We start from the raw sequence: 24,369 nt of genomic DNA, 5'->3' as shown, positions 1-24,369 counted from the left end.
ATGATTTCGTTCATCCGTATTGACGACCGTATGATCCATGGACAGACCGTTACCCGTTGGGCCCTCGAGTATCCCTGCGACGGTCTTATCGCCGTCAACGACGCTGCAGCGTCCAACCCCGTGCTCAAGGAGGCCTACAAGAGTGCCTCGGGCAAGAAGACGTTCGTGTGGACCAAGGAGCACTTTAAGGAGGTCTCCGAGAAGGTTCTCAAGTCCGACACCAAGTACTTCCTGATCACCAAGAACCCGCTCGACATGAAGGAACTTCTCGTCGATTTTGGCTTTAAGCCCGGCATGGACCGCATCATCGTCGGTCCCTGCAACGATCGTCCCGGCACCACCAAGCTCGGCAACAACCAGTCGATCACGCAGGAAGAGGCCCAGGCGCTCGAGGATCTCACCAACGCCGGCTACACGGTCGAGTTCGCCCTTATCAAGGAGAAGTCCATCGGTGAGTGGCCCAAGTTCCGCGGTCAGTTTGGCTTCTAGTTAGGCGCCAGCCGCATTTTGGTATCTACAGCCCTTGGTGAAAGGGGCTGAGGAATAAAGAAAGGGGAAAGCATGGCAATCAATGCATTCCAAGCCGCGCTGTTCGGCCTGTTCGCCTGCCTGGCATCACTGCCTGGCATGGGCGGCACGACGATCGGCAACTACACTCTGGGTCGTCCTCTGGTCGCCGGCCTCGTCGTCGGCATCATCATGGGCGATATGCAGACGGGCATCCTCGTCGGCGCTGCCATCCAGGTTGTCTACATCGCTCTCGTGACCCCTGGCGGAACCGTCTCCGCCGACGTCCGCGCCGTGTCCTATATCGGCATCCCGCTGGCGATCCTCGCCATCAAGAACTCGGGCATCGATCCCGCCTCCGCTGAGGCTGCCGGCATGGCCGCATCCCTCGGTGCCGCCGTCGGCACGCTCGGCACTGTGCTCTTCTATGGCACCGCCACCATCAACCTGGTGTGGCAGGGCATGGGGTGGAAGTGGCTCGAGAAGGGCGATCTCCACAAGCTCTACCTGGTCAACAACGTTCTGCCTTGGATTGGTCACATCGTCTGCTCGTTCCTCCCGACGTTCATCATCACCATGGGCGGCACCGCCATGGTCGACCTCATGAAGACCTACATGCCCATGGACGGCATCGCGATGAAGACGCTGTTCACCGTCGGCTCGCTGCTGCCTACCGTCGGTATCGCCATCCTGCTCAAGCAGGTCATCTCCAAGCCGACGGACTTCCTCACGTTCTTCTTCGGCTTCACCCTGTCCGCTGTCATGGGATGCAACCTGATTGCCGCTGCCGGCATCGGCTGCTTCTTCGCCCTGATCAACTATGAGATCGCTTCGCTCAAGATCGACCTCGCAAACGCTCCCAAGGCAGCTATCGCCTCGGGCTCAGATGATGAGGAAGAGGAGGACATCTAATGGCAGAGAAGAAAAAGCTCTCTAAGAAAACGCTTGCCAAGTCGTTCCGTAACTGGTCCTATGGCAACCTGACCTGCTTCTCGCAGGAGCACATGCAGACCTTCGGTTACCTGTGCGCCATGCTTCCGATTGTCGAGGAGCTCTACGACACGCCCGAGGAGCAGAAGCAGGCCCTCCAGACCTACTCAGCGTTCTTCAACACCGAGCCGCAGATCGGCACCATGATTGTCGGCGTCACCGCCGGCCTCGAGGAGGCTCGCGCAAACGGCGAGGCCATCGACGACGACGCCATCAACGGCATCCGCGCCGGCCTCATGGGCCCGCTCGCCGGCCTTGGCGACTCGCTGATCGTCGGTACCCTGATCCCGATCCTGCTCGGTATCGCCCTCGGTCTCTCGACCGGCGGCTCCCCGCTCGGCGCCATCTTCTATATTGTCGTGTGGAACCTGCTCATGTTCCTTGGCATGCGCTTTGCCTACAACCAGGGCTATGAGCTCGGCGGCAAGGCGGTCGAGGCCCTCGTCGGCCCCAAAGCCAAGGCTCTGCGTGATTCCATCGTGATGGTCGGTACCATGGTCATCGGTGCCGTGGGCGCCACCTGGGTCTCCATCACCTGCAGCCCCAACCTGGTGCTGCCCGGCGGCGGTAAGTTCCAGGACACCCTCGATGGCATCTATCCGCACCTGCTGCCGATGATCTTCATCATCTTCTGCTGGTACATGATGACCAAGAAGAAGGTCAACCCCATCGTTATGATGCTGATTCTCGTCGTGATCGCATTTGTGGGCGTTCTCATTGGCTTCTTCGATCCGGCGCTGAGCTACTAGTCATCATCCCCTGGCCCCCTGCAAGGCCGTGCGGCCTCAACCGCACGGCCTTCTGATTTTACGCCGCCCTTCAAGGGCAATATGGCCAGCGACCTCCATCGCCTACACGACACCCGCTATATTGCTCTTGAAAGATGACGTATTCGATAAACGATGCACTTGCGCATGATGCACACTTTGCACGAGGAGGACCATATGCACGAGAAACATGGACACGACCTTTCGCGCGACGACTTGATTCGCGAGGCAAAGATGCAGACCGATGCTATTCAGCGGCTCAATGTTTGGCTGCGCCTGGGCTATTCGCTCGTGGCGATTGGCTTTTTGATGGGGATGTGGGGTATGCAGGGCGGCCCCGGCTGGGGTGTCCCCGTGGGCATCGTGTGCCTGGTGGTGGGCACTCCGCTTTCGATCGTGCTTAAGGTCGGCACGACCAACGCCAAAAAGAATGTCGAGCGCATGCTCGAGGCCGCTGGTGTCGACGTTGAGGAGCTTATGCGACGCAAGAAGGACGGGCAATAGACTTCCGCGTTGGGGTATCATAAATAATTGTTGCGAATGTTAACTAATGTACGGCAAATGACGGTTTTATGGCCCTTCTAGAGTTGCAAAGGACAATATCCCCAGTGGATTACGATGACGTCGCTCGAAAACTGATCGTGTACTCACGTTCCCTTGCCAAGGGATCCTTGAGTGCTGCCGGCGGCGCCAGTGTGGGCGAGGCACCGGTTTTACAGTATCTATCGGGTATTGACGGTGATGTCATTCCCTCCGAGATTGCCAAGAAGCTGAAATTCTCCCGTGCGCGCATGTCGCATATCTTGGATTCACTCGAGAGCAAGGGTTACGTTCAGCGCAGGACCGATCCAAACGATCGTCGGCGTGTGCTGGTGAGCATCACCGAGGAAGGCCGTGATTTCGCGGCGAAAAAAAATGCCGAGAGTGTGGCATCGCTCTCGAAACAACTCTCAGCGCTCGGCGAGCACGATGCCCAGGAGCTCGTGCGCATCCTGAATAAAGCCTACAGCCTTACCTATGATGCCGACGACTACCTGGACAATCTATAAGGATAAAGACAGACATTTAGGTGCATCTTGAAATGCATCCGGGCCAATTGTGCCCATCAGCCACCGTCAACATCTCATTCCAAACCAAATCAGCCAACGTACGTCATGGCAATCCCCGGTAGGTCGCAGGATGGCGGCTGAGCCTTTCCCTCGGAAAACTTCGCGAAGCCCAGTTCCCGAGGGAAAGGTATGGTCTGTGTAATACCAGATAAACAGTACATTTTTGCTAGATTGGTATTTGACTGAAGAACCAATTGGTATGGCTTATTAAGCCCACCTTGCCGTTGACGCTTATTTTACTGCCGCTGGGAGAATTCCGAACTTGGGTGCGCAAGTGCTCCCATATGTTGATATGACCTAGTAGGTGGCTATCTGGTTACTACCAGTTGGCCCCTTGGTAACGGGTGGCCCCCATTGTGCGGAATGTACCGAACATCTCCGTTTGATACGTTTTCCCATGCTGCCGGGGGGGCGTCCTCGGCACCTCAGCATGTCGGAAGAAAGGAGACCAGATGCGCAGGAATTCCATTTTTACGAAACGGTGGGTGAAGGGAAGCGCGGTCCTCGTTGCCACTGCAGCGACGCTCGTGTTTGCCAATCCCCAGCAGGCGATTGCCACGCCACTCAAGGGCGTCGACTCGGCGACCGTGTCCCAGTCTGCCTCGAATGTCGTCGACATCGATTTCGCTGACGGCATCAAGGGCCGTATTACGTTCCTCGAGGACGGTATTTTCCGTTATAACGTCGACCCCAAGGGTGAGTTTTCCGATTACGCCACACCGCGCAGTAAGTCCCACACGGCTAAGATCCAGGCTCAGCCCGATACCTCGGACACCTACAGCAAGCCGAGTGCGACGGTTGCCGACAAGGGCGACGCTATCGAGATCACCGGCGGAAAGGCGACCGTGATCCTGGACAAGGCGACTGGCAAGATGAGTATCAAGTCAGGCGACCGTGTCGTGGTTTCCGAGTCCGCGTCCCTCGACCTTGATAAGAAGGGTACCGTCCAGACGCTCGCCAAGGAGAAGTCCGAGAACTTCTTTGGCGGCGGCACCCAGAACGGACGCTTCCTGCACACCAACCAGACCATCGCCATCTCCAACACGAACAACTGGACCGATGGCGGCGTTGCCTCGCCCAACCCGTTTTATTGGACGAGTGACGGCTACGGCGTACTCCGAAACACGTTTGCAGAGGGTTCCTACGACTTCGGGTCCACGGACTCATCGACGGTCACGACTTTGCACAGCGAGAATGAGTTTGATGCCTACTACTTCGTGGCGACCAACGAGGGCGCTTCGAACGTGGCAACCGAGATGCTGCAGGACTACTACAAGGTGACCGGTAACCCGGTACTGCTGCCCGAATACGGGTTCTACCTTGGTCATCTTAATGCCTATAACCGTGATGGCTGGTCAACGACCTCGGGTCAAAAGAAGTGGGAGACCAAGGGCAGCAAGTCCTCGAGCGAGAAGGGCGACGTTAAGTACGAGTCTGGCATGTCGACGGGCTACAAGCTCGACGGCACACTTGCGGCCGAGACGCTCAACGGTGAGGGCCCTTCGGTTGATACCGAGAACATGAAAGCGACCGATTTCGACCGCCAGTTCTCTGCTCGGCAGGTTATCGATGACTACGAGGACAACGACATGCCGCTCGGTTGGTTCCTGCCGAACGACGGCTACGGCGCCGGCTATGGCCAGAACGGTTACTACAAGACCGGCGGCGTCAACTCCGACGGAACGAGCTCGGCTGACCGTCTTAACGCCGTGCGTGCCAATGTCGACAACCTTAAGAAGTTCACCGAGTATGCCAACTCCAAGGGTGTGAACACGGGCTTGTGGACCCAGTCCAACCTTGAGCCCGACAGCAACTCCGAGACCCCGTGGCATCTGCTTCGCGACTTCGACGCCGAGGTCAAGACGGGAGGCATCACTACCCTTAAGACCGACGTTGCCTGGGTTGGATCTGGCTACTCCTTTGGTCTTAATGGCATCAAGACAGCTTATGACACGGTGACGACCGGCGCTAACAAGCGCCCCAACATCATCACGCTCGATGGTTGGGCCGGCACGCAGCGCTTTGGTGGCATTTGGACCGGCGACCAGTATGGCGGTAACTGGGAGTACATTCGCTTCCATATCCCCACGTATATCGGTCAGAGTCTTTCGGGCAACCCCAACATCGGCTCCGACATGGATGGCATCTTTGGCGGCGACCCCATCATCTCTGCGCGTGACTACCAGTGGAAGACGTTCACGCCCTCTATGCTTGACATGGACGGTTGGGGCACCTACCGTAAATCGCCCATGACGCACGGCGATCCCTACACAGGCATCTCGCGCTTCTACCTCAAGCTCAAGGCGCAGCTCATGCCCTATATCTACACGAGCGCGGCCTCGGCGGCCAACATCGACACGGGTAACGGCGATGCCGGCCTGCCCATGATCCGCGCCATGCTGCTTTCCGACAACTCCGAGTACGCCGCAAGCACTTCGACGCAGTACCAGTATATGTTCGGTGAGAACTTCCTAGTGGCACCGGTGTATCAGGATACCCAGGCAGACGAGAACGGCAACGACATTCGCAATGGGATTTACCTCCCCAACTACGGCACCGACGAGAATCCCACCATCTGGATCGATTACTTCTCGGGTAAGCAGTATCGCGGCGGCCAGGTTCTCAACAACTACGAGGCTCCGCTTTGGAAGCTGCCGCTGTTTGTGAAGGCCAACGCTATCGTGCCGATGTACGCCGAGAACAACAACCCCGAGGCAGTGAGCGACACCAACACCAAGGGTACCGACCGCAGTCAGCGTATCGTCGAGTTCTTCGCCACCGAGGGCGACGGCACCTTTACGCAGTACGAGGACGACGGCTCCTCCATCGAAAACAACACGACTGAGGACGATTCCTACGGCACGAGCGACAATATCTCCTACGGTGAGCATGTGAGCACCGTCTACAGCTCCAAGGCCGCAGGCGGCACCGCGACCTTTACCGCCGAGGCCTCGCAGGGCGGCTACAACGGCTACGACTCCAACCGCACCACGACCTTCGTGGCCAATGTGTCCGCCAAGCCCACGAGCGTTGTCGCCAAGAACGGCGGATCCGCACTCAACGTGGTTGAGGTCGACTCGCAGGAGACCTTTGACGCCGCGACCCCCGAGGCCGGCCAGGCGGTCTACTTCTACAGCGAGACCCCCAACCTCAACCACTACGGCAGCGATGCGGACGGCACCGAGGCCGAGCAGGGCGAGAGCTTCAACAACACCAAGATCACCACGAACCCCAAGGTCTACGTCAAGTTCGCGAAGACCGATGTTGCTGCAGCGGCGCAGACGCTTGAGCTGGGCGGTTTCGTGAACGCCGACGCCACGCTCACAGCCGATCGCCTCAACGAGAACCTCTCCGCACCCACGAACCTTGCTGCCCCCGAGGACGCCACGACCCCAACGAGCATCAAGCTCACCTGGGGAAAGGTCGATGGTGCTACCTCCTACGACCTTAAGGTCGACGGCACTGTGTTTGCCGTGGGTGATGCGGCCGAGTTCACGCACACCGACCTCGCCTACAATAGCAAGCACACCTACCAGATTCGTTCGCGCAACGCCGAAGGTTACTCCGCCTGGAGCGATGTGCTCGAGGCGAACTCCGCACTCGATCCGTGGCGGAACGTCCCCGACGCCGAGGAAATCACCTGGGAGGGCTCACTTTACGGCAGCCATAAGGCCGAGCTCGCCTTCGACCATGAGTTCCAGTCGGGCGACGGCGGTTTCCACTCCGGTGGCAACGATCTGGGCAAGGCGCTTACCGTTGACTATGGACGCGCTTACAAGCTCGATAAGCTCGAGTACTATCCGCGCGATGACGCCGGCAACGGCACCGTGACCAAGATGCGTGTTGAGACGAGTCTCGATGGCGTCCACTGGACGAGCCAGGAGGTCGATTGGGCACGTTCCGCTGATTGTAAGACGGTAGCGTTTGACGGCACCGTGGCCGCCCGTTACGTGCGCATGACACCGCTCGCCTCGGTCGGCAATTTCTTCTCCGCGTCCGAGATTGCCATCTACAAGACCGACGGCACGGATGGCTTCGCCGTGGGCTCCAACCTCAACAAGGCCACGATCTCCGACGGAGACTACTCCAACATGAAGAACTATCTGGGCCTCGAGAATCGCGAGCCCGATACCCCGACGTTCGGTTCGCAGATCCGCGACCACTTCGCCGACCTCAACGATAACGGCGTTTACGACGTCTACGATTACTCGTTCACCATGGCGGGTCTTGACGGCGGCACTAAACAAAAGGGCAAGGTCGCAGGTTCGCTCGCGGTGATTCCGAGCAAGACCGAGGTCGAGGCCGGTGATGAGATCACCGTTGATGTCTATGCGGCCGACGCCAAGAACGTCAACGCCCTGGGCGCCCTCGTCAACTTCAAGAGCGACCAGTTCGAGTTTGTGTCCGAGAGCATCGCGCAGGACGGCTCGACTGCCGGCATGGAGAACCTGTCTCGCGAGAAGGTCCAGTTCGTGGACGGAACGCAGACTATCAATCTCGCCTTTGCCAACCGCGGCGATGGCAAGCTCTACAACGGTACTGGCGCGGTGGCGAGTTTCAAGCTCAAGGCCAAGACCGCTGGAAAGGTCGAACTGCCCTCGACATCTTGGCTTATCGGCCCGGCATGCGACGCACTTGAGTTTGCGAGCGACGGCACGGTGACGATGCCGGACGTTCCTCAGCCAACGGTCGCCGAGTACGCCCAGGATGCCTTCAACATCACGATGACCAACGATGAGCTCACGACCGACGACGGGACCAACGTCGAGAAACTTATCCAGCAGAAGAGCTATAACGCGCTGTTCGATAATAACGAGGGCGACAACGGCTTTGAGTTCCTGTGGAACTGGAGTGGCAACTGGGACAGCGAGGGTAAGCTACCGAGTTACGTGAAGCTTCCCACCACGATGACATTCGCATTTAAGACGCCGTCGAAACTCGATAGCGTCGAGGTCGTTAACCGCAACGGCGGCAACGGAACCGTACAGAAGATCAAGGCCGTCGTGACGTTCGAGGATGGCTCGATCCAAGAGTTCGCGGGCGGGGAGTACGATTCCTTCCTGGCTCGCTACGCCTTTGACCTCTCTGCCGAGAACAAGGGCAAGAAGGCGACCAAGGTCGAGGTCACGCCGCTTGAGGCATCGGGTGACCAGATGCTCACACTGCGTGAGGTCAACTTCAACTACACGCAGGGTGTCGAGGCCATCGAGGGTGTCGAGCTAGGCAAGAACCAGACCGAGTTCTTTGAAGGCGACATTACGCCCGTCGACGCCAAGGCTACGCCTGAGAGCGCTGGCTACCCCTATGTGACGGTCGAGAGCTCCGACCCCTCTGTGGTAAGCGTCTCCGCTGTTCAGGCTGGCGATAGCGTGAGCTACTACCTGCGTGCCAACAAGGCCGGCAAGGCAAAGATCACGGTGGCGTCGGTACTCGACCCCTCCAAGACCGCATCCTATGAGGTCGAGGTCAAGGCTGGTGTCGATACCTCTGCGCTCGTGGCAGCGCTTTCCAAGGCCGCGGGCTACAGCGAGTCCGTCTACACCAAGGATTCCTATGCAGCTCTCACCACTGCGGTCGAGGCGGCTCGGAAGCTCCTCGACAGCGGCCAGGGCAGCTATAGCAAGAAGGATGTCGCAGACGCCACTGCCAAGATCGAGAAGGCAATCGACGGCCTCAAGATGCGCCCTGTCGATGAGAAGATCCTCATCAACACGCCCGAGAACCGCAAGAACGTCAAGGTGGCCGACTTCTCGAGTGAGGCCGACTACGAGGGCAGCAACGCCGTCAACGCTCTCGACGGCGACGAGCGGACGCTTTGGCACAGCGACTGGGCCCATGGGACCGGTATGCCCCAGTATCTGAGTGTCGACCTGGGCCGCGACTACGATCTCACCGACGTTACATTCCTGCCGCGCCAGGACGGCGGCACTAACGGCGATATCTTCGAGGCCGAGATACTGGTCTCCGACACTGCCGACGGTTATGAGATGGGCACCGCCGCGTCGATGGGTACGTTCGCCTTCGACAACGACGGCCGCGTGCTCACCGACCGTGGCGACTGGAAGCAGATGAGCTTTGGCGCCGCGCGCGGTCGCTACGTGACCGTCAAGGTGATTCACGCCGGCGGTGGCGACGTTGATGCCTACTGCAGCATGGCGGAGCTCAAGTTCTACGGTACGGCCGTCCCCGATCCGGTGGCGAAGGATGATCTCGCTACCGCGATCGAAAAGGTTGATGCCGAGGTTGCTGCCGGCGACCTCAAGGCCGGTGACTACACCGAGGCCTCCTGGACGGCGCTCGAGAACGCCCTGGCGAGCGCCCGCGCCATCTTGAGCGATGAGGACGCCACGCAGGACGAGGTCGACCAGGCGCTCAGGGCGCTCGAGAGCGCCCGCGGCGCGCTCGAGAAGACCCCGGTGGTCCCGGTCGAGAATCCGACTAAGAAGCAGCTCAAGGCCCTGGTCAAGCAGGCGAAGGAGACTGACACCAGGGGCAAGACGGACGAGTCTGTCAAGGCCCTGACGGATGCCATTACCTACGCCGAGGACATCTTGGGTGATGAGAATGCTTCCGACACCCAGCTCCAGGCGGCCTATGACCAGCTCAAGCTGGCCATTGAGAGCCTCAGGGATGCCGACTCCGGCAACCAGGGCGGCTCGGGCAACCAGGGTTCCGGCAATGGCTCGAACGGCGGCAACCAGGCGGGCAAGCCCGCAGGCGACAAGGCCCAGGGCAGCAAGAAGAACGGTTCGGCGATCCCCAATACCGGCGACCAGACGGCGGCGACCGTCGTGACCGTCGGTGGTCTCGGCGCCATCATCGCCGCGATCGGCGCTTTCTTCCATCGTCGCAGCAAGGCCAAGTAGCCCCAGCAACAGCTAAGCAAGCGTGCCCGCCGTCCCACCCAAGGACGGTGGGCATGCTTTTTGAATGTAGGCGGAAAGCTCCGACCCTTCGGCCTTAATCTCGCAAAGCATTCCGTCTCTCACCGAACACATCGGCATCGGTGGCTATACTTGAATTATTTGCAGTTAAGGGTCGCGGATTCGCTGCGTCACCGCTCTCAACAGGAGGTCTATGTTTATGGCAGATCAGAAGCCGGTTGTCGGGATCATCATGGGTTCCAAGTCCGATCTGGGCGTTATGGAAGGCTGCACCGCCGAGCTCGAGGCACTGGGTGTGCCCTATGAGCTCGTCATTGCGAGCGCGCACCGCACGCCGGCGAAGGTCCACGACTGGGCTTCGACTGCCGCCGATCGCGGTATCAAAGTGATTATCGCCGCCGCCGGCAAGGCCGCTCACTTGGGTGGTGTCGTGGCTGCCTTTACGCCGCTGCCGGTTATCGGCGTGCCTATGAAGACGAGTGACCTGGGCGGTATGGATTCGCTGCTGTCGATGGTGCAGATGCCTTCGGGCGTGCCCGTGGCCTGCGTTGCCATCAACGGTGCCAAGAACGCCGCCATCTATGCCACACAGATTCTGGGTGCTTGCGACCCCGAGTACCGCAAGGTTATCGAGAAGATGAAGCAGGAGATGGCTGACGCCTAAGCGTTCCGCCGTTTCACCGCAGTATAAGGAGAGCCATGTCCGATTATCAGGGAAAACGATTCAAGGCTTCTCAGATTCCCGATCCGTCGAAGCCGGGTGCTGCCCGTGCGGCACAGCAGGGTCGGACATCCTCTCCTCAGCAGCCGCGCGCGCCGCGCCCCGTGACACCGGCGACGCATCGTCGACAGGACGCGCCGGCCGCATATCGTCCTTCGTCTTATAGCTCCGCTAAGAAGCCGCCCCGGTCTTCATCGCATGCCGCGCCGTCGGATCGCACCGAGCCGCCGCGCAAAAAGCGCCACTCCATTATTCCCATTCTGCTCATCATCATCGGTATCGGTCTGATTGTCGCCGCCGCCGCTATTTTTATTAATGCCCAGATTGGCTATAAGCAGGCGAGCGATTCGTATCAGAAAATCGAGAAGCAATATGTAAGCGATAAGGACGCCAGCGGCGTGCCGATTATCGACTTTGATGCGCTTGCTCAGACGAACCCCGAGATTGTGGGTTGGATTTACGTGCCGGGAACCAACATCAACTATCCCGTGGTGCAGACCAACAACAACTCCAAATACCTCAACACGCTGTTCGATGGCACGTCTAACGCCTCGGGTGCCATCTTCTTGGATAGCGATGACACCGCGCCGGGAATGGTCGACCAGCAGACCACGATCTACGGCCACCATATGAACGATGGGTCGATGTTCAACGTGATTTCGGATACGACTGACCAGGCAACGTTCGATAGCATTGAATATGTGTACTACATCACGCGCGATGCGACGTATAAGTTGCGTCCGCTGGCGACCAAGGTGGTCGAGGACACGTATGCCAAGGCGCGCACGACCAATTTTGAGGGCGACGACGGACTCAAGAACTACCTGTCCGAGATGCTCGACGGCGCTTCTGCCGTGGCGAGTGATGCCACCGATCGTGCCGCTTCGGCAACTAAGGTTGTAACGCTTGTGACCTGTCGTTCGCTGTCGCTGAGCAACACACGCGCCGTCATGGTGCTCACGCCGGTCGAGGAATAAGTTGTTCGAGAGTAGCTAAAAAGGCCCCGTCCCAAATTGGCTACTCGACGACGGTAAGGGAGAAATGATGCTCGAGAGTGGCAAATTGATGCCTTCGATTGATGCTTGGCTGCGCGAGGCCAAGGCCGATGCTTCGGCGGCAGGCTGTGGGATGTATCTGACGCATAACGGTGTGGTGCGCGCGACGCCCAAGGCTGAGGTGCGCGGAGTCGAGGCCGATGGCGTGGCGCCTGGGCATAAGGTGGGCGGCATGGTGTTTGGCTTCGATGCTCAGAAGGTGCAGGCTGCTATCGAGGCGACGCGTGCGATGCCGGGTATCGGCTATGTGCGTGTGTGGCTGGCAAGCGGCGAGCTTGCCGTAGGTGACGACATCATGCTCGTGCTCATCGGCGGGGACATTCGCCCGCACGTGGTCGATGCGCTGCAGGCGCTCGTTGGCACCATTAAGAACGAATGCGTGAGTGAGGTCGAGCGCGAGGCGTAGAGGCTTGCGTCGATAGAAGGATCGTTTATAAAAATGCCCACCGGTACGTGTGATACCGGCGGGCATTTTGCGTTTTGGGCGCGGTGGGCGCTACACGCGCGTCGCATCCTTGGGGCTCATGGTCATGCTCTGGAAGCGGTTTTCCATGTACTCGTTATCGAAGTGCTCTCCGTAGAACTGTGCGACGGGAATGTCCGGCTCCGTGTCGTTAACGCGCTGGTACCAGTAGTCGAGCGACTGCAGCGTCATGACGCCGTCGACCAGCATGATAACGGTAAAGATGACGGTGGCCGAGTAGCGGCTCTTCCAGGGGATCTTGTTGATAAGCTTAAGCAGCCTCGGCAGCAGCAGCTTGATCCAGATGAGGCCGCCCAGGCCCCACAGGCAGGCGAAGCCCGTGCAGGTGCGTCCGCCCGTGAGGACCACGAGCGGATCGGGCAAACCGAACAGCGTTATGTGCGAGTAGCTCCACGAGACCACGCCAAACGCGGTCTGCATAAACCAGCCCACGAACACCTCAAAGCTGGCGCCGAGCAGGGCGCTCACCAGGAAAATGATGATGGGGTTCTTTTTGTAGAAGCGGTTAAGCACCATGGTCATGAGCACGGCGCCAAATCCGTAGATGGGGCTGAAGGGGCCAAACAGCATGCCGGCGCGGTTCTGATAGACGCCCGGGTCGTCGACCGTCATGTGCCAGATGTCCTCGGCGATCAGGCCGAGTATGCAGCAGACAAAGAACACCCAGAACAGGTTGAAGTAGTTGAGCTTGATGTAGCCCTCGCCGGTTTCATCGCGGCCGAGCATGCCCTCGGCGGCGGCGTCGCGGTCGAGCATCTCCTGCAGGCGGCGCTGCAGTTCGCGCTCCTGACGCAGCGTGGGGTCGACGGTTGCCGAAAGTGCAACAAGGATGCCGAGCTGGATCGCGGGACGCAGCAGGAAGGGCCCGATGCCCTGGAGCATCACGTCGACCAAAAGCTCGACGACGGTGAATGCAATAAGGATGTAGGACAGGCGGGCGGCGTTGCGGCGCTGGTTTTTGATAAGGTCCAGGCCAAAGATGATTAAGATGACGGCACTTGCCGCAGAGAGCATGATGCCGGCGACGATAAGGCCGACTGCGACGAGCGTGTTGTCGCCGAGCTTTTCGGTGGCGTTGCCGTTAACAAGTGCCGTGATGACCTGCCACATAAAGGCAGCGACCGACGGGAGCGTGCCCACGCCGGAAAGGATGCACAGGACGGCGTACACCTTAATGATGAGGGGAATCTTCTTGACCTCTGTGGCGCTGGGGACGCTGGGGTCGAGTTCGTTTCGATCCATACAGAACCTTTCTCGCTTTGTTGTAGGTTATAAGGATACGCCGCCGACCTGCCAAAAGACAGGGCGAACGTCCCAATTGCAACTTTGTAATCCCCAACGGCGGACGCGGCGGCCATCTGGGGGCGCGGGCACTTACACTGGACAGACCGATAAAATGTTTGGCAACAAAACTGATTATTAGCTCGGTGGGCTTTTAAAAAGCGCTGCTCATGCGCTGGGGAGCACGTCGCGCCGTGCGTATAATAAGGCGGGTAACGCCAAAAATACGAGGCTCTGAGGGGATACCATGTCTCAAGAAACCATCCGCGCGGCCGAGCGTGCCGCGGGACAGGTGAACACCATGTCGACGTATGATCCGGACTCCGACCAGCTGCATGAGGAATGTGGCATTTTCGGCGTATGGGCGCCCGATCGCGACGTGGCTCGACTGACGTACTTTGGCCTGCGTGCGCTGCAGCACCGTGGCCAGGAATCGGCTGGAATCGCCGTGGGTGACGGCGGCACGGTTATGGTCCGCAAAGATCTGGGCCTGCTCGACCGCGTGTTCTCCAACGCCGACCTGTCGACGCTCTCCGGCCAGCTGGCCGTGGGTCATGTGCGCTACGGCACTGCCGGCGCCAAGAGCTGGGAAGCCTCTCAGCCGCACCTCTCTACCATCAATAGCGTCATTATCGCGCTCGCGCACAACGGCACCCTCGTCAACACCGACGAGCTGCGCCGTCAGCTGATCGAGCTGGGCGTGCCGTTCCTCTCCAATTCGGATTCCGAGGTCGCGACCAAGCTTATCGGCTACTTTACCCAGCGTACGGGCCACCTGCGCGAGGGTATTCGCAAGACCATGGAGCTCGTGCGCGGCGGCTACGCCATGACGCTCATCAACGAGCAGGCGCTCTACGCATTCCGCGATCCACACGGCATTCGCCCGCTCGTGCTGGGCAAGCTGGTGGACGAGGGTCTGGACCAGGCCGATGCCGCAGCCGTTTCGCAGCTGCCGTCGCAGGACGGCGCCGCGACGGTCGACTCCGCCGTCCGTGTCACGCGCGCCGGCGGCTGGGTCGTTGCTTCCGAGACCTGCGCACTCGACATCGTGGGTGCCGAGTACGTCCGTGACGTCCGTCCCGGCGAGATCTTGCGCATCAGCGCCGAGGGCCTGGTATCCGAGCAGGGCGTGCCTGCAGCCGAAGAGCCCGCCAACTGCATCTTTGAGCAGGTCTACTTTGCCCGCCCCGACTCCATCATGAACGGCAAGAGCGTCTATGCCTGCCGTTACGACATGGGTCGTCAGCTGGCACATGAGGAGCCTGTCGAGGCCGACCTGGTCATCGGCGTGCCCGACTCCGGCCTGCCGCCTGCGGAGGGGTATTCGCACGAGAGCGGTATTCCCTTTGGCGAGGGCCTTATCAAGAACCGCTACGTGGGCCGTACGTTTATCGAGCCTACGCAGGAGTTGCGCGCCATGGGCGTGCGCATGAAGCTCAACCCGCTGCGCGACAACATCGAGGGCAAGCGCCTGGTCGTCATCGACGACTCCATCGTGCGCGGCACCACCATGGTGCAGCTCGTCAAGATGCTGCGCAACGCCGGCGCCAAGGAGATTCATATCCGCATCAACTCGCCCGAGGTCATCTGGCCGTGCTTCTACGGTATCGATACCGACGTGCAGTCGCAGCTTATCAGCGCCAACAAGACGGTCGACGAGATTTGCGAGTATATCGGCGCCGATTCGCTGGCCTTCCTTTCGGTCGAGGGCCTGCTTAAGGTCATGCCCAAGGGCGGTTACTGCGATGCGTGCTTTACCGGCCGCTACCCCGTGGCGATTCCCGAGAGCTTTGGCCGCGACAAGTTTATGGAGGGCTTTAAGCCCCGCAACCTGGACAAGCCGCTGCACTTTGACGACGACGCCGTGATCGAGAAATACGACGACCGCAGCTGGGAAGAGGAGCACGGCGAGGCATAAAACCTGCCATATGGGGACAGGTTTATTTTGGTAGGTTTTACCTGCTGTTTTGTTGATATGACGGCGCGTGCTGTTATGGCGCGCGCCGAAATGAACGCAACTATGAGCACCGTTTGGCGCCCGTGCGGCGCCACGGTAGTGGGAGAGGAAGGCTCAGATGAGCGACAGCAAGCATGTGACGTACGAGGACGCCGGCGTCGACACCGCCGAGGGCGGTCGCGCCGTCGACGCGATTAAGCAGATGGTCAAGGACACTAACCGTTCCGAGGTTATCGGTGGCATCGGCGGCTTTGGCGGCCTGTTCTCGGCCGCCGCGCTCAAGGATATGGAAGACCCGATCCTGATTAGCGGTACCGACGGCGTGGGCACCAAGCTCGTGCTCGCCCAGATCATGGACCGTCACGAGACGGTTGGCCAGGACCTGGTCGCTATGTGCGTCAACGATATTCTGGCTTCGGGCGCCGAGCCGCTGTTCTTCCTGGACTACGTTGCCATCGGTCACATCGAGGCCGAGCACATGGCAAAGATCATCAAGGGTGTGGCCGACGGCTGCAAGCTCGCGGGCTGCGCGCTCGTGGGCGGTGAGATGGCCGAGCACCCGGGCGTCATGGCCCCCGCTGATTACGACCTCGCCGGCTTTACCGTGGGCGTCGTCGACCGTCCCAAGATGCTCGATCCCGCAAACGTCCGCCCGGGCGATGTGATCCTGGGCCTGCCTTCCACCGGCGTGCACTCCAACGGCTACTCGCTCGTGCGCAAGGTCATTGGCGTCGACGGCATCAAGCCGGGCACGCCCGAGGCCGCCGCTAAGGCCGAGGAGCTGAGCCGTCCGCTCGAGGAGCTCGGCGGTGCATCGCTGGCAGACGCTCTGTTGGCCCCCACGCGCATCTACGTCAAGCCGGTTCTTGAGCTGCTCCGCGGCGGCGCTCCGGTGCACGCCATCGCCCACATCACTGGCGGCGGTATTACCGAGAACCTCAACCGCGCACTCGCCGACGACGTCGACGCCGTGGTCACCCGCAACGGCGCCGAGATGGGTTGGGACGTTCCGCCCGTCATCACCTACGTGTCGCGCCAGGCCGAGCTTGCGCCTAACGAGGCATGCAAGACCTTCAACATGGGCGTTGGCCTGTGCCTGATCGTCGCCCCCGAGGACGAGGCTGCCGTGACCGAGGCCCTGGTCGCGCTGGGCGAGAAACCGTTCCGCGTGGGCGAGTGCGTCGAGGGTTCCGGTAAGGTCGTGTACTCCGATGAGCGCTAACGAGCAGATGGCTGCTGCCGAGGGCCTGGGCTTTGTGCCCTACACCCGTCCGACCGGCACCGATACGGCCGAGCCGCTTAAGATTGGCGTGCTTATCAGCGGCTCGGGTACCAACCTGCAGGCGCTGATCGACCTAATCGCCGCCGGCAAGCTCAACGCCTCGATTGAGCTCGTGGTGTCGAGCCGTCCTTCGGCCAAGGGCCTACAGCGCGCCGAGCGTGCGGGCATCCAGACGCTCACGCTGTCCAAGGATGTCTATGCCGACCCCATCGCGGCTGACGAGATCATCGCGCATGAGCTGCTCGAACGTGGCTGCGAGTACGTGGTGATGGCCGGCTATATGCGCATGGTGCACACGCCGCTGCTGGCGGCGTTCCCCAATCGCGTGGTCAACCTGCATCCGGCGCTGCTGCCGAGCTTTACCGGTGCCCATGCGATTGACGATGCGTTTGCGCGTGGCGTCAAGGTGACCGGCGTGACCGTGCACTTTGCCAACGAGATTTACGACAACGGCCCCATCATCGCCCAGCGTGCGCTGGCTGTCGAGGAAGGTTGGGACGTCGACACGCTCGAGGAGCATATCCACGCGATTGAGCACGTGCTGTATCCCGAGGTCGTGCAAATGCTCGCCGACGGCCGCGTCCACGTGCTGGAGAGCGGCAAGGTCGCAATTGATGCGCCCCGCGGCTAGCGGCGCACAGTACAATTTAGTTGAGTGGTCAAGGTGGTCATTGGTGCCAAGGCGCGCGTGGCCACCTTTTGTTTTGGGTAGTCATCGGGGACGTTCTTGAATGACTAGGTGAGAGAGGTGAGCGCATGGCGGATAACGAAGCGCTGTTTACGCCTGAGTTGGTGTTTTTTGATTGGGAGTGTGCGACGCCGGATGAGGTGTTCGCGCGGCTTGAGAGCGAGCTTGCCCCGCGCGGCTACATTGCCGACGGTTGGCTCGATGCCGTTCGCACGCGCGAGGATGCCTATCCCACGGGTCTTGCCATGCCGGCGGCAAACATTGCCATTCCGCATACCGATCCGGGGTTTGTGGCCAAGCCCTATATCGCGGTGGTGAAGCCCGCCGCGCCCGTGACATTTAACGCTATGGCTGGCATGGGCGCTCCGGTGCCGGCGCAGATCGTCATCAATTTGGGTATTGCCGAGCCGGGCGGCCAGGTCGAGGCCCTGCAGGCGCTCATGAACATCTTTATGGACGCCGATGCCGCAGCCGACGTGCTCGGCCAGACCACGTCCCAGGGCATGGTCGACGCCATCCGCCGTCACTTCTAAGGCGGGGCTAAGCCGGCACCTAGGGACGTTCCTTATGTGCCGGCACTTGGGGACTGTCCCTAACTGCCGGCAGAAAAGGAACGTCCCTAACTGCTGGCTGCCAGAGCTGTCCCCTTTGCACCAAAATGGTGCAGATTAACCTGTCCCCAATGCACCAAGCGTGCCGCGGGGGCTGCGTTGTGACACAATGGCGTTTGTTCGATTCGTTATGCGAAAGGCCAACTATGGCAAATAAGAAAAAGAACCCCGCACCCGAGCCGACGCCCGAGCAGCAGGCTCGCGCCGCCTCCAGCTCTCGCAAGAAGCAGCGCAAGACCCGCGTGTCCAAGACCGTCAAGATCGTTCTGGTGGTCATCGGCGTGCTGGCAATGCTGCTTTCCGTCTCGGCCATGGCGTGCTCCGGCCTGATGTCGCAGGCAGAGGATACCTCGGGCTACAAGCTTACCGGCGGTGTAGCTGCCACTATCAACGGCACCAACCTCACCGAGGACACCGTGACCAAGCAGATCATGAGCATGCGCACGTCCTACGGCTACACCAAGGACAAGGACTGGGCACAGTATCTGGTCGACAACGACCTCACGCCCAAGAAGTACCGCAAGCAACTCATCGACTCCTACACGCAGCAGATTCTGCTTCAACAGGCACAGAAGGAGAACGGCGTGACGGTGTCGGACGAGGAGGTCGAGAAGGCTTGGAAGGACGCGTGCAAGAGCGCGGGCGGTGCCAAGGCCTTTAAGAAGACCCTTAAGACCTACGGCTACACCGAGGACACCTACAAGGACTCGCTCAAGGAGAGCCTGGCGCAGCAAAAGCTTAAGGATGCTGTGGCGCCCACCAGCAAGCCCAAGGACAGCGAGATCGTCGATTACATCAACGAGAACCTGTCCAACTACAACGATGCCCGTCGCTCGTCGAACATCCTGATCAAGGTTGATTCCGACGCTTCCGACGAGGACAAGGCTGCCGCCAAGGCCAAGGCGCAGGAGTGCCTGGACAAGATCAACTCCGGTGAGCTGAGCTTTGAGGATGCCGTTGAACAGTACTCCGAGGACACCGGTTCCAAGGAGAAGAAGGGCGATGTGGGCTGGGATAAGCTCACCACCTTTGTCGACAGCTACCAGACGGCGCTCGAGGGGCTCAACAAGGGCGACGTGAGCGAAGTCGTCGAGTCGACCTATGGCTACCACATCATCAAGTGCACCGACTACTTCCATGTCGATAGCCAGGTCGATGACATCAAGCAGGTGCCCAAGGACATCAAGAAGTACGTTTCCAACGTGGTGAAGACGCAGGCGGCCAGTACTGCATACAGCGAGTGGCTGGAGCAGTACAAGAAAGACGCCGACATTACCGTCAACCCCATGCCCAAGGATGTGCCCTACAACGTGAGCCTGAAGGGCGTCACCAAGAGCTCGACCGACGATTCGTCGACGACTGAGTAATCATGGGGCGGTGCTCGCGCGAGTGCCGCCCACGCTATTAGAGAGGATTTGCAGATGACCAACGAAGAGCTGCAGAAGGAAATGATCGCGGCCATGAAGGCTAAGGACAAGGTTCGCCTGTCCATCATTCGCCAGGTCAAGGCCGAGGTGAAGAATATCGAGGTTAACGAGCGCCGCGATGTGACCGAGGAAGACGTCAACAGCATGATCAAGCGTCTGATTAAGCAGACGAGCGAGACGCTGGAGATGTCCATCAAGGCCGGCACCGACCAAGAGCGTACCGACAACCTGACTGAGCAGGTCAAGATTCTGGAGAGCCTTCTGCCCGCGCAGGTTTCGGGCGAGGAGCTCGAGGCTCTGATTGAGCAGGTCATCGCTGAGCTGGGCGCCACGTCCAAGAAGCAGATGGGCCAGGTCATGGGCGCTCTGGGTAAGGCCACTGGCGGCAACTTCGATAAGCCGGCAGCAGCAAAGATCGTTGGAGCCAAACTCGCGTAGGGACCGAGCGGCATATAGTTGATTTTGAGGGGGCGTGACCATTGCGGTCGCGCCCCTTTTTTGATGGCAGCTGAAGGGCACTCATTGGGGACAGACTTAAATGAGTGCCCACTTCCCGGGTACTCATTTAAGTCTGTCCCCAATGAGTGGGTGGAAGATTGCGGGTTCTTTACGGGAATGTAGTGTGGGCTGCGGAAACGTGGTTCTTTCCGTACAATAGTTCAACTCGTGTAAACGCAGGGAAGGGACATTCATGGCAGACATGATCGAGATCAAGCATCTCAACAAGTACTTTGGCGACCTGCATGTGCTCAAAGATATCAACCTCACCGTCAAGCGCGGCGAGAAGCTCGTAATGATCGGGCCTTCCGGCTCGGGTAAGTCGACGCTCATCCGCTGTGTTGATTATCTGGAGGAGCCCACGTCGGGCGAGGTCATCATCGACGGTACGCCGCTTACCAAAAAGAATCACCTGGAGATGGCTCGCAAGTATAGTTCCATGGTGTTTCAGCAGTTCAACCTGTATCCCAACATGACGGTGCTGGGCAATCTGACGCTCGCGCCCATCAAGCTGCAAAAGAAGAGCAAGGAGGAGGCGACCGAGATCGCCGTCGCCGCGCTCAAGCGCGTCGGCATGGCGCATAAGGCCGGCGAGTATCCGCAGAACCTCTCGGGCGGTCAGCAGCAGCGCATCGCCATCGCCCGTGCCCTGTGCACCAAGCAGCCCATCATCCTGTTTGACGAGCCGACCTCGGCGCTCGATCCCGAGATGGTCCAGGAGGTCTTGGACGTAATGATTGAGCTCGCGCAGGAAGACATCACCATGATCTGCGTGACGCACGAGATGGGCTTTGCGCGCCAGGTGGCGGACCGCGTCATCTTTATGGAGGACGGCCGCATCCTGGAGGAGGGCACGCCCGAGCACTTCTTCGATAACCCCGAGAACCCGCGCTGCCGCGAGTTCCTGTCCAAGATTCTGCACTAGGCGCGGTGATGGACATGACGGATATGACGAGGGCGGCCGTGTCGCGCCGTCACTTTTTGCAGCTGGCGGGCGCCGGCATGCTTGCGCTGACGGGGACCGCGCTTACCGGTTGCGGCAACTCCGCCGGCGGCGGCTCCGACAAGGGCTCCAAGCTTGCGGCCATCAAGTCGCGTGGCCACCTGAATGCCGGCGTTAAGAAGGACGTTCCCGGCTACGGTTATTACGACACCGCCAAGGGTCGCTTTGAAGGCATGGAAGTCGATCTGTGCTACCAGATCGCCGCCGCTGTCTTTGGCGTGAGCTACAAGGAGGCCCGTGCCCAGGAACTGGTCGAGTTTACTGACGTAACGCCCAAGACGCGCGGCCCGCTGATCGATAACGGCCAGCTCGACGTGGTCGCGGCGACCTACACCATCACCGACGAACGCAAGAAGAGCTGGGATTTCTCGACGCCGTACCGCACCGACTGCGTGGGCCTCATGGTCAAGAAGCGTTCGGGCTTTACCTCGATTGAGGACCTGGACGGCAAGGTCATCGGCGTGAGCCAGGGTGCCAACACGCAGGGCCTGATCGAGCAGATGATCAAGGACAACGGCTTTAGCTGCGAGCCCGAGTTTAGGGCCTTTAGCGGCTACCCCATCATCAAGAGTTCCCTCGACGCCGGCAATATCGACGTCTTTGCCATGGACCGCTCCACGCTGGCCGGCTACATGAACGAGACCGTTGAGCTGCTGCAGCCCGAGGTCAAGTTTGGCGAGCAGGGCTACGGCGTGGCGACCAAGAAGGGCTGCGACCTTTCGGCCGTGGTCGATCAGGTGATTTGCGATCGCCTGGCCGATGGCTGGCTCGACCAAGAGGTCAAGACCTGGGGTCTTGTATAGGCGCATCGTCCAAGGAAGGAATCAAATGCTCGAAGGATTATTTGACGCCGACCGTTGGTCGACGACATTTCAAAACATGGGGCCCTTCTGGGAGGGCTTTGGCGTGACGCTGCAGGTGGTTGTTGCCGGATTGCTGCTGTCGCTGGTGCTGGGCACGCTGCTGGGCGTGTTCTCGACCACCCGTTCGCGTGTGCTGCGTGGCATGAGCCGCGTGTACGTGGAGTTTTATCAGAACACCCCGTTGCCCGTGCAGGTGCTCTTTATGTACATGGCCGGCCCGCAGTTTTTGCAGGCCATGACCGGTGCCGACCAGCCGGTGCGCATCGCGCCGTTCGTGCTGGGCTTCTTGGGCGTGGGCCTGTATCACGCGGCCTATATCTCGGAGGTCATCCGTACCGGTATCGAGGCTGTCCCGCGCGGTCAGATGGAGGCGGCTCAGAGCCAGGGTTTCACCCGCGCGCAGGCCTACTGGTACATCGTGCTGCCTCAGACGTTCAAGATCATCCTGCCGCCGCTGTGTAACCAGGCGCTCAATCTGGTCAAGAACACGTCGGTACTGGCGCTCGTGGCCGGCGGCGATCTTATGTATCGTTCCGACAACTTTGTGAGTCTGTACGGCTACCTGCAGGGATACATCGTCTGCTGCCTTATGTACTTCATCATCTGCTTTCCGCTCGCCATGCTGGTGCAGTGGCTCGAGCGCCGCTCCAAGGAGCGTCCGCGCGGCGTGAGCCTGGCCGAGCTGGGGCTCGACAACGTAGAGGAGGCCTAGCGCATGGAAATCTTCAACGCGACCAACCTGCTCTACATTTGGGGCGGCTTTGTTAAGACAATCGAGATCTCGGCGCTGTCGATCTTTTTCTCGCTCATCTTTGGCACGGTGCTGGCGCTTGTTAAAAGCTATGCGCCCCGCCCGTTCCGTATTTTGGTGAGCGCCTATATCGAGCTGTTCCGTTGCACGCCGAACCTGCTGTGGATTCTGTTTATCTACTTTACGGTGCAGGGTTTGGACATTGTGATTTCGACCATCGCCTTTACGCTGTTTACCAGCGCCGTTATGGCCGAGATTGTGCGCGGCGGTCTCAACTCGATTCCGCGCGGCCAGTTTGAGGCAGCGCAGAGCCAGGGTTTTGGCTTCTTTGCCACCATGCGCTACATCATTCTGCCGCAGACGTTTAAGACGATCATTCCGGCGCTGTTTAGCCAGTGCACGACCGTCATCAAGGACAGCTCGTATCTTTCGGGCATTAACGTGGCCGAACTCATGTACACGGCAAACGTCGTGATGGCCCACGCGATCGATCTGTCGCAGGTGCTTATGCTCTACGGCCTGGTGTTTGCGATGTACTTTGTGCTCAACTTTGGTATCTCGCTGCTGGTCCGAGCTTACCAACGCCGCATCGTAGCCGCATAGCCTGGCTTTCCCTGGCACCCAACCTTGGCCTTCAAACCGTCGCTCGCGTACCAAAGTACGCGTCGCTCCTCTTTCAGGCCAATCTTGGGCACCAGGAAAACCCAGGTACGGTATCGTGGGAATAAGAGATAAACAGCCCTTTTCTCATTTGTTAGAAAGGAATCGCGATGAGCGATCTGGAGAACAAGAAGAATCCTGTGGTCATTACCATCGCGCGCGACTTTGGCGCCGAGGGCCACGAGATTGGCCGCATGCTTGCCGACGAGTTGGGGATTCCGCTGTACGATAACGAGCTGCTGGTACGTGCGTCGCTGCGCGCAGGCGAGTCGCTCGACAAGATGGCCGCCTACGACGAGCGTCTGGCCGTGGAGAACATGGCATTCCTGCCCGACCGCTACGATGCGCGCTCGTACTCGGACAAGTTGTTCCAAAAGATGAGCCAGGTGATTTTGGACTTGGGCGAGACCGAGAGCTGCATTATCGAGGGCCGTCTGTCCGATTATCTGCTGCGCAACAACCCCAACCACATCGCCGTGCTGGTGACCGCTCCCTTTGAGGACCGCGTCGAGATCGTTCGCAAGAAGCGTGGCCTCAACAAAAAGAAGGGCGCCAAGCTGGTTAAACAGCAGCAGAAGGCGCGCGAGGCTTTTTACAAGCGCTATAGCGCCGGCAAGTGGAAGATGACGAGCGGCAAGGACATCGTCGTCAATCGCGCCAAGCTGGGTCGCGAGGGCTGCAAAGACGTCATCGCAGCGGCCTACCGCTACAAGCTGGCGCAGCTCGAGGGCTAGCCGTAAACGACCGAGAAAATCACCACAAAGGGGACAGTGAACTGCGCCCCGAAACTTGGACTGAATAAATAGCGACTACGCCGCAAGGGCCCGGTCC

Annotated in this window: 21 protein-coding genes; 20 read left to right on the top strand and 1 reads right to left on the bottom strand. The window is 59.8% G+C overall.

What is annotated here, in order from left to right:
- The 9 genes from PMW70_RS06825 to PMW70_RS06785 all read left to right on the top strand — a co-directional run bounded on the left by PMW70_RS06825 (position 1) and on the right by PMW70_RS06785 (position 12,439).
- On the top strand, positions 1-489 hold the full coding sequence (locus PMW70_RS06825) for a PTS sugar transporter subunit IIB (RefSeq protein WP_089572604.1): 489 nt from the start codon (positions 1-3) through the stop codon (positions 487-489).
- A 72-nt stretch (positions 490-561) separates the two neighbouring features.
- Complete coding sequence (locus PMW70_RS06820; RefSeq protein ID WP_117843031.1) at positions 562-1,419, top strand: PTS mannose/fructose/sorbose/N-acetylgalactosamine transporter subunit IIC; 858 nt, start codon at positions 562-564, stop codon at positions 1,417-1,419.
- Entirely contained in the window at positions 1,419-2,246 is an 828-nt protein-coding gene (locus PMW70_RS06815; RefSeq protein WP_117646152.1) for a PTS system mannose/fructose/sorbose family transporter subunit IID, read from the top strand. The genes PMW70_RS06820 and PMW70_RS06815 overlap by 1 nt, the downstream gene beginning before the upstream one ends.
- Positions 2,247-2,441: 195 nt before the next feature.
- Positions 2,442-2,768 (top strand): hypothetical protein, encoded by a 327-nt coding sequence (locus tag PMW70_RS06810; protein WP_271744335.1) that lies wholly within the window; start codon positions 2,442-2,444, stop codon positions 2,766-2,768.
- A 104-nt stretch (positions 2,769-2,872) separates the two neighbouring features.
- On the top strand, positions 2,873-3,313 hold the full coding sequence (locus tag PMW70_RS06805) for a MarR family winged helix-turn-helix transcriptional regulator (protein WP_158550938.1): 441 nt from the start codon (positions 2,873-2,875) through the stop codon (positions 3,311-3,313).
- Positions 3,314-3,825: 512 nt separating this feature from the next.
- A complete protein-coding gene (locus PMW70_RS06800; protein ID WP_271744333.1) occupies positions 3,826-10,239 on the top strand; it encodes a discoidin domain-containing protein in 6,414 nt (2,137 codons plus the stop codon).
- A gap of 217 nt (positions 10,240-10,456) precedes the next feature.
- Positions 10,457-10,921, top strand: a complete 465-nt coding sequence (gene purE, locus PMW70_RS06795; protein WP_117776632.1) for a 5-(carboxyamino)imidazole ribonucleotide mutase — start codon at positions 10,457-10,459, stop codon at positions 10,919-10,921.
- 35 nt (positions 10,922-10,956) lie between these two features.
- Positions 10,957-11,955: a class B sortase gene (locus tag PMW70_RS06790; RefSeq protein WP_117646156.1), complete on the top strand. Its 999-nt coding sequence runs from the start codon at positions 10,957-10,959 to the stop codon at positions 11,953-11,955.
- 64 nt (positions 11,956-12,019) lie between these two features.
- On the top strand, positions 12,020-12,439 hold the full coding sequence (locus PMW70_RS06785) for a molybdenum cofactor biosynthesis protein MoaE (RefSeq protein WP_271744332.1): 420 nt from the start codon (positions 12,020-12,022) through the stop codon (positions 12,437-12,439).
- Positions 12,440-12,529: 90 nt separating this feature from the next.
- Here the strand turns inward: PMW70_RS06785 and PMW70_RS06780 are convergent, their stop codons facing one another.
- Positions 12,530-13,759 (bottom strand): putative ABC transporter permease, encoded by a 1,230-nt coding sequence (locus PMW70_RS06780; protein WP_117855488.1) that lies wholly within the window; start codon positions 13,757-13,759, stop codon positions 12,530-12,532.
- A gap of 286 nt (positions 13,760-14,045) precedes the next feature.
- On the opposite strand from PMW70_RS06780, the gene purF reads away from it, so the two are divergent.
- The 11 genes from purF (at position 14,046) to PMW70_RS06725 (ending at position 24,272) form a co-directional block, all read left to right on the top strand.
- On the top strand, positions 14,046-15,716 hold the full coding sequence (purF, locus tag PMW70_RS06775) for an amidophosphoribosyltransferase (RefSeq protein WP_117564038.1): 1,671 nt from the start codon (positions 14,046-14,048) through the stop codon (positions 15,714-15,716).
- 157 nt (positions 15,717-15,873) lie between these two features.
- Positions 15,874-16,977: a phosphoribosylformylglycinamidine cyclo-ligase gene (purM, locus tag PMW70_RS06770; protein WP_271744330.1), complete on the top strand. Its 1,104-nt coding sequence runs from the start codon at positions 15,874-15,876 to the stop codon at positions 16,975-16,977.
- The gene (gene purN / locus PMW70_RS06765) at positions 16,967-17,668 is read left to right on the top strand and encodes a phosphoribosylglycinamide formyltransferase (RefSeq protein ID WP_055285383.1); all 702 of its coding nucleotides are present in this window, start codon (positions 16,967-16,969) and stop codon (positions 17,666-17,668) included. The genes purM and purN overlap by 11 nt, the downstream gene beginning before the upstream one ends.
- A 125-nt stretch (positions 17,669-17,793) precedes the next feature.
- Entirely contained in the window at positions 17,794-18,258 is a 465-nt protein-coding gene (locus tag PMW70_RS06760) for a PTS sugar transporter subunit IIA (protein ID WP_271744328.1), read from the top strand.
- A gap of 224 nt (positions 18,259-18,482) precedes the next feature.
- A complete protein-coding gene (locus PMW70_RS06755; RefSeq protein WP_271744327.1) occupies positions 18,483-19,703 on the top strand; it encodes a peptidylprolyl isomerase in 1,221 nt (406 codons plus the stop codon).
- 54 nt (positions 19,704-19,757) lie between these two features.
- Positions 19,758-20,201 carry a GatB/YqeY domain-containing protein gene (locus tag PMW70_RS06750; protein WP_006235801.1) on the top strand — a complete coding sequence of 148 codons (444 nt, stop codon included), beginning with the start codon at positions 19,758-19,760 and terminating at the stop codon, positions 20,199-20,201.
- A 253-nt stretch (positions 20,202-20,454) separates the two neighbouring features.
- Positions 20,455-21,186, top strand: a complete 732-nt coding sequence (locus tag PMW70_RS06745; protein ID WP_117803476.1) for an amino acid ABC transporter ATP-binding protein — start codon at positions 20,455-20,457, stop codon at positions 21,184-21,186.
- An 8-nt stretch (positions 21,187-21,194) separates the two neighbouring features.
- Complete coding sequence (locus PMW70_RS06740; protein ID WP_271744324.1) at positions 21,195-22,067, top strand: transporter substrate-binding domain-containing protein; 873 nt, start codon at positions 21,195-21,197, stop codon at positions 22,065-22,067.
- Positions 22,068-22,092: 25 nt separating this feature from the next.
- The gene (locus PMW70_RS06735; protein ID WP_271744323.1) at positions 22,093-22,839 is read left to right on the top strand and encodes an amino acid ABC transporter permease; all 747 of its coding nucleotides are present in this window, start codon (positions 22,093-22,095) and stop codon (positions 22,837-22,839) included.
- A gap of 3 nt (positions 22,840-22,842) precedes the next feature.
- Positions 22,843-23,481 carry an amino acid ABC transporter permease gene (locus PMW70_RS06730; protein ID WP_055285379.1) on the top strand — a complete coding sequence of 213 codons (639 nt, stop codon included), beginning with the start codon at positions 22,843-22,845 and terminating at the stop codon, positions 23,479-23,481.
- A 167-nt stretch (positions 23,482-23,648) separates the two neighbouring features.
- Positions 23,649-24,272, top strand: coding sequence for a cytidylate kinase-like family protein (locus PMW70_RS06725; protein WP_118335718.1), 624 nt, complete (start codon positions 23,649-23,651; stop codon positions 24,270-24,272).
- The last annotated feature ends 97 nt before the right edge of the window (positions 24,273-24,369 follow it).

This window comes from Collinsella aerofaciens, assembly GCF_028209625.1.
GTDB classification, from domain to species: domain Bacteria; phylum Actinomycetota; class Coriobacteriia; order Coriobacteriales; family Coriobacteriaceae; genus Collinsella; species Collinsella aerofaciens_AM.
Note: the sequence above shows the minus strand (reverse complement) of the source record. Positions and strands in the feature narration are given on the sequence as shown.

Coding starts and splice junctions, on each gene's coding strand:
- PMW70_RS06825 (WP_089572604.1), top strand. CDS start 1: ATGATTTCGTTCATCCGTATTGACGACCGTATGATCCATGGACAGACC.
- PMW70_RS06820 (WP_117843031.1), top strand. CDS start 562: ATGGCAATCAATGCATTCCAAGCCGCGCTGTTCGGCCTGTTCGCCTGC.
- PMW70_RS06815 (WP_117646152.1), top strand. CDS start 1,419: ATGGCAGAGAAGAAAAAGCTCTCTAAGAAAACGCTTGCCAAGTCGTTC.
- PMW70_RS06810 (WP_271744335.1), top strand. CDS start 2,442: ATGCACGAGAAACATGGACACGACCTTTCGCGCGACGACTTGATTCGC.
- PMW70_RS06800 (WP_271744333.1), top strand. CDS start 3,826: ATGCGCAGGAATTCCATTTTTACGAAACGGTGGGTGAAGGGAAGCGCG.
- purE (WP_117776632.1), top strand. CDS start 10,457: ATGGCAGATCAGAAGCCGGTTGTCGGGATCATCATGGGTTCCAAGTCC.
- PMW70_RS06790 (WP_117646156.1), top strand. CDS start 10,957: ATGTCCGATTATCAGGGAAAACGATTCAAGGCTTCTCAGATTCCCGAT.
- PMW70_RS06785 (WP_271744332.1), top strand. CDS start 12,020: ATGATGCTCGAGAGTGGCAAATTGATGCCTTCGATTGATGCTTGGCTG.
- PMW70_RS06780 (WP_117855488.1), bottom strand. CDS start 13,759: ATGGATCGAAACGAACTCGACCCCAGCGTCCCCAGCGCCACAGAGGTC.
- purF (WP_117564038.1), top strand. CDS start 14,046: ATGTCTCAAGAAACCATCCGCGCGGCCGAGCGTGCCGCGGGACAGGTG.
- purM (WP_271744330.1), top strand. CDS start 15,874: ATGAGCGACAGCAAGCATGTGACGTACGAGGACGCCGGCGTCGACACC.
- purN (WP_055285383.1), top strand. CDS start 16,967: ATGAGCGCTAACGAGCAGATGGCTGCTGCCGAGGGCCTGGGCTTTGTG.
- PMW70_RS06760 (WP_271744328.1), top strand. CDS start 17,794: ATGGCGGATAACGAAGCGCTGTTTACGCCTGAGTTGGTGTTTTTTGAT.
- PMW70_RS06755 (WP_271744327.1), top strand. CDS start 18,483: ATGGCAAATAAGAAAAAGAACCCCGCACCCGAGCCGACGCCCGAGCAG.
- PMW70_RS06750 (WP_006235801.1), top strand. CDS start 19,758: ATGACCAACGAAGAGCTGCAGAAGGAAATGATCGCGGCCATGAAGGCT.
- PMW70_RS06745 (WP_117803476.1), top strand. CDS start 20,455: ATGGCAGACATGATCGAGATCAAGCATCTCAACAAGTACTTTGGCGAC.
- PMW70_RS06740 (WP_271744324.1), top strand. CDS start 21,195: ATGGACATGACGGATATGACGAGGGCGGCCGTGTCGCGCCGTCACTTT.
- PMW70_RS06735 (WP_271744323.1), top strand. CDS start 22,093: ATGCTCGAAGGATTATTTGACGCCGACCGTTGGTCGACGACATTTCAA.
- PMW70_RS06730 (WP_055285379.1), top strand. CDS start 22,843: ATGGAAATCTTCAACGCGACCAACCTGCTCTACATTTGGGGCGGCTTT.
- PMW70_RS06725 (WP_118335718.1), top strand. CDS start 23,649: ATGAGCGATCTGGAGAACAAGAAGAATCCTGTGGTCATTACCATCGCG.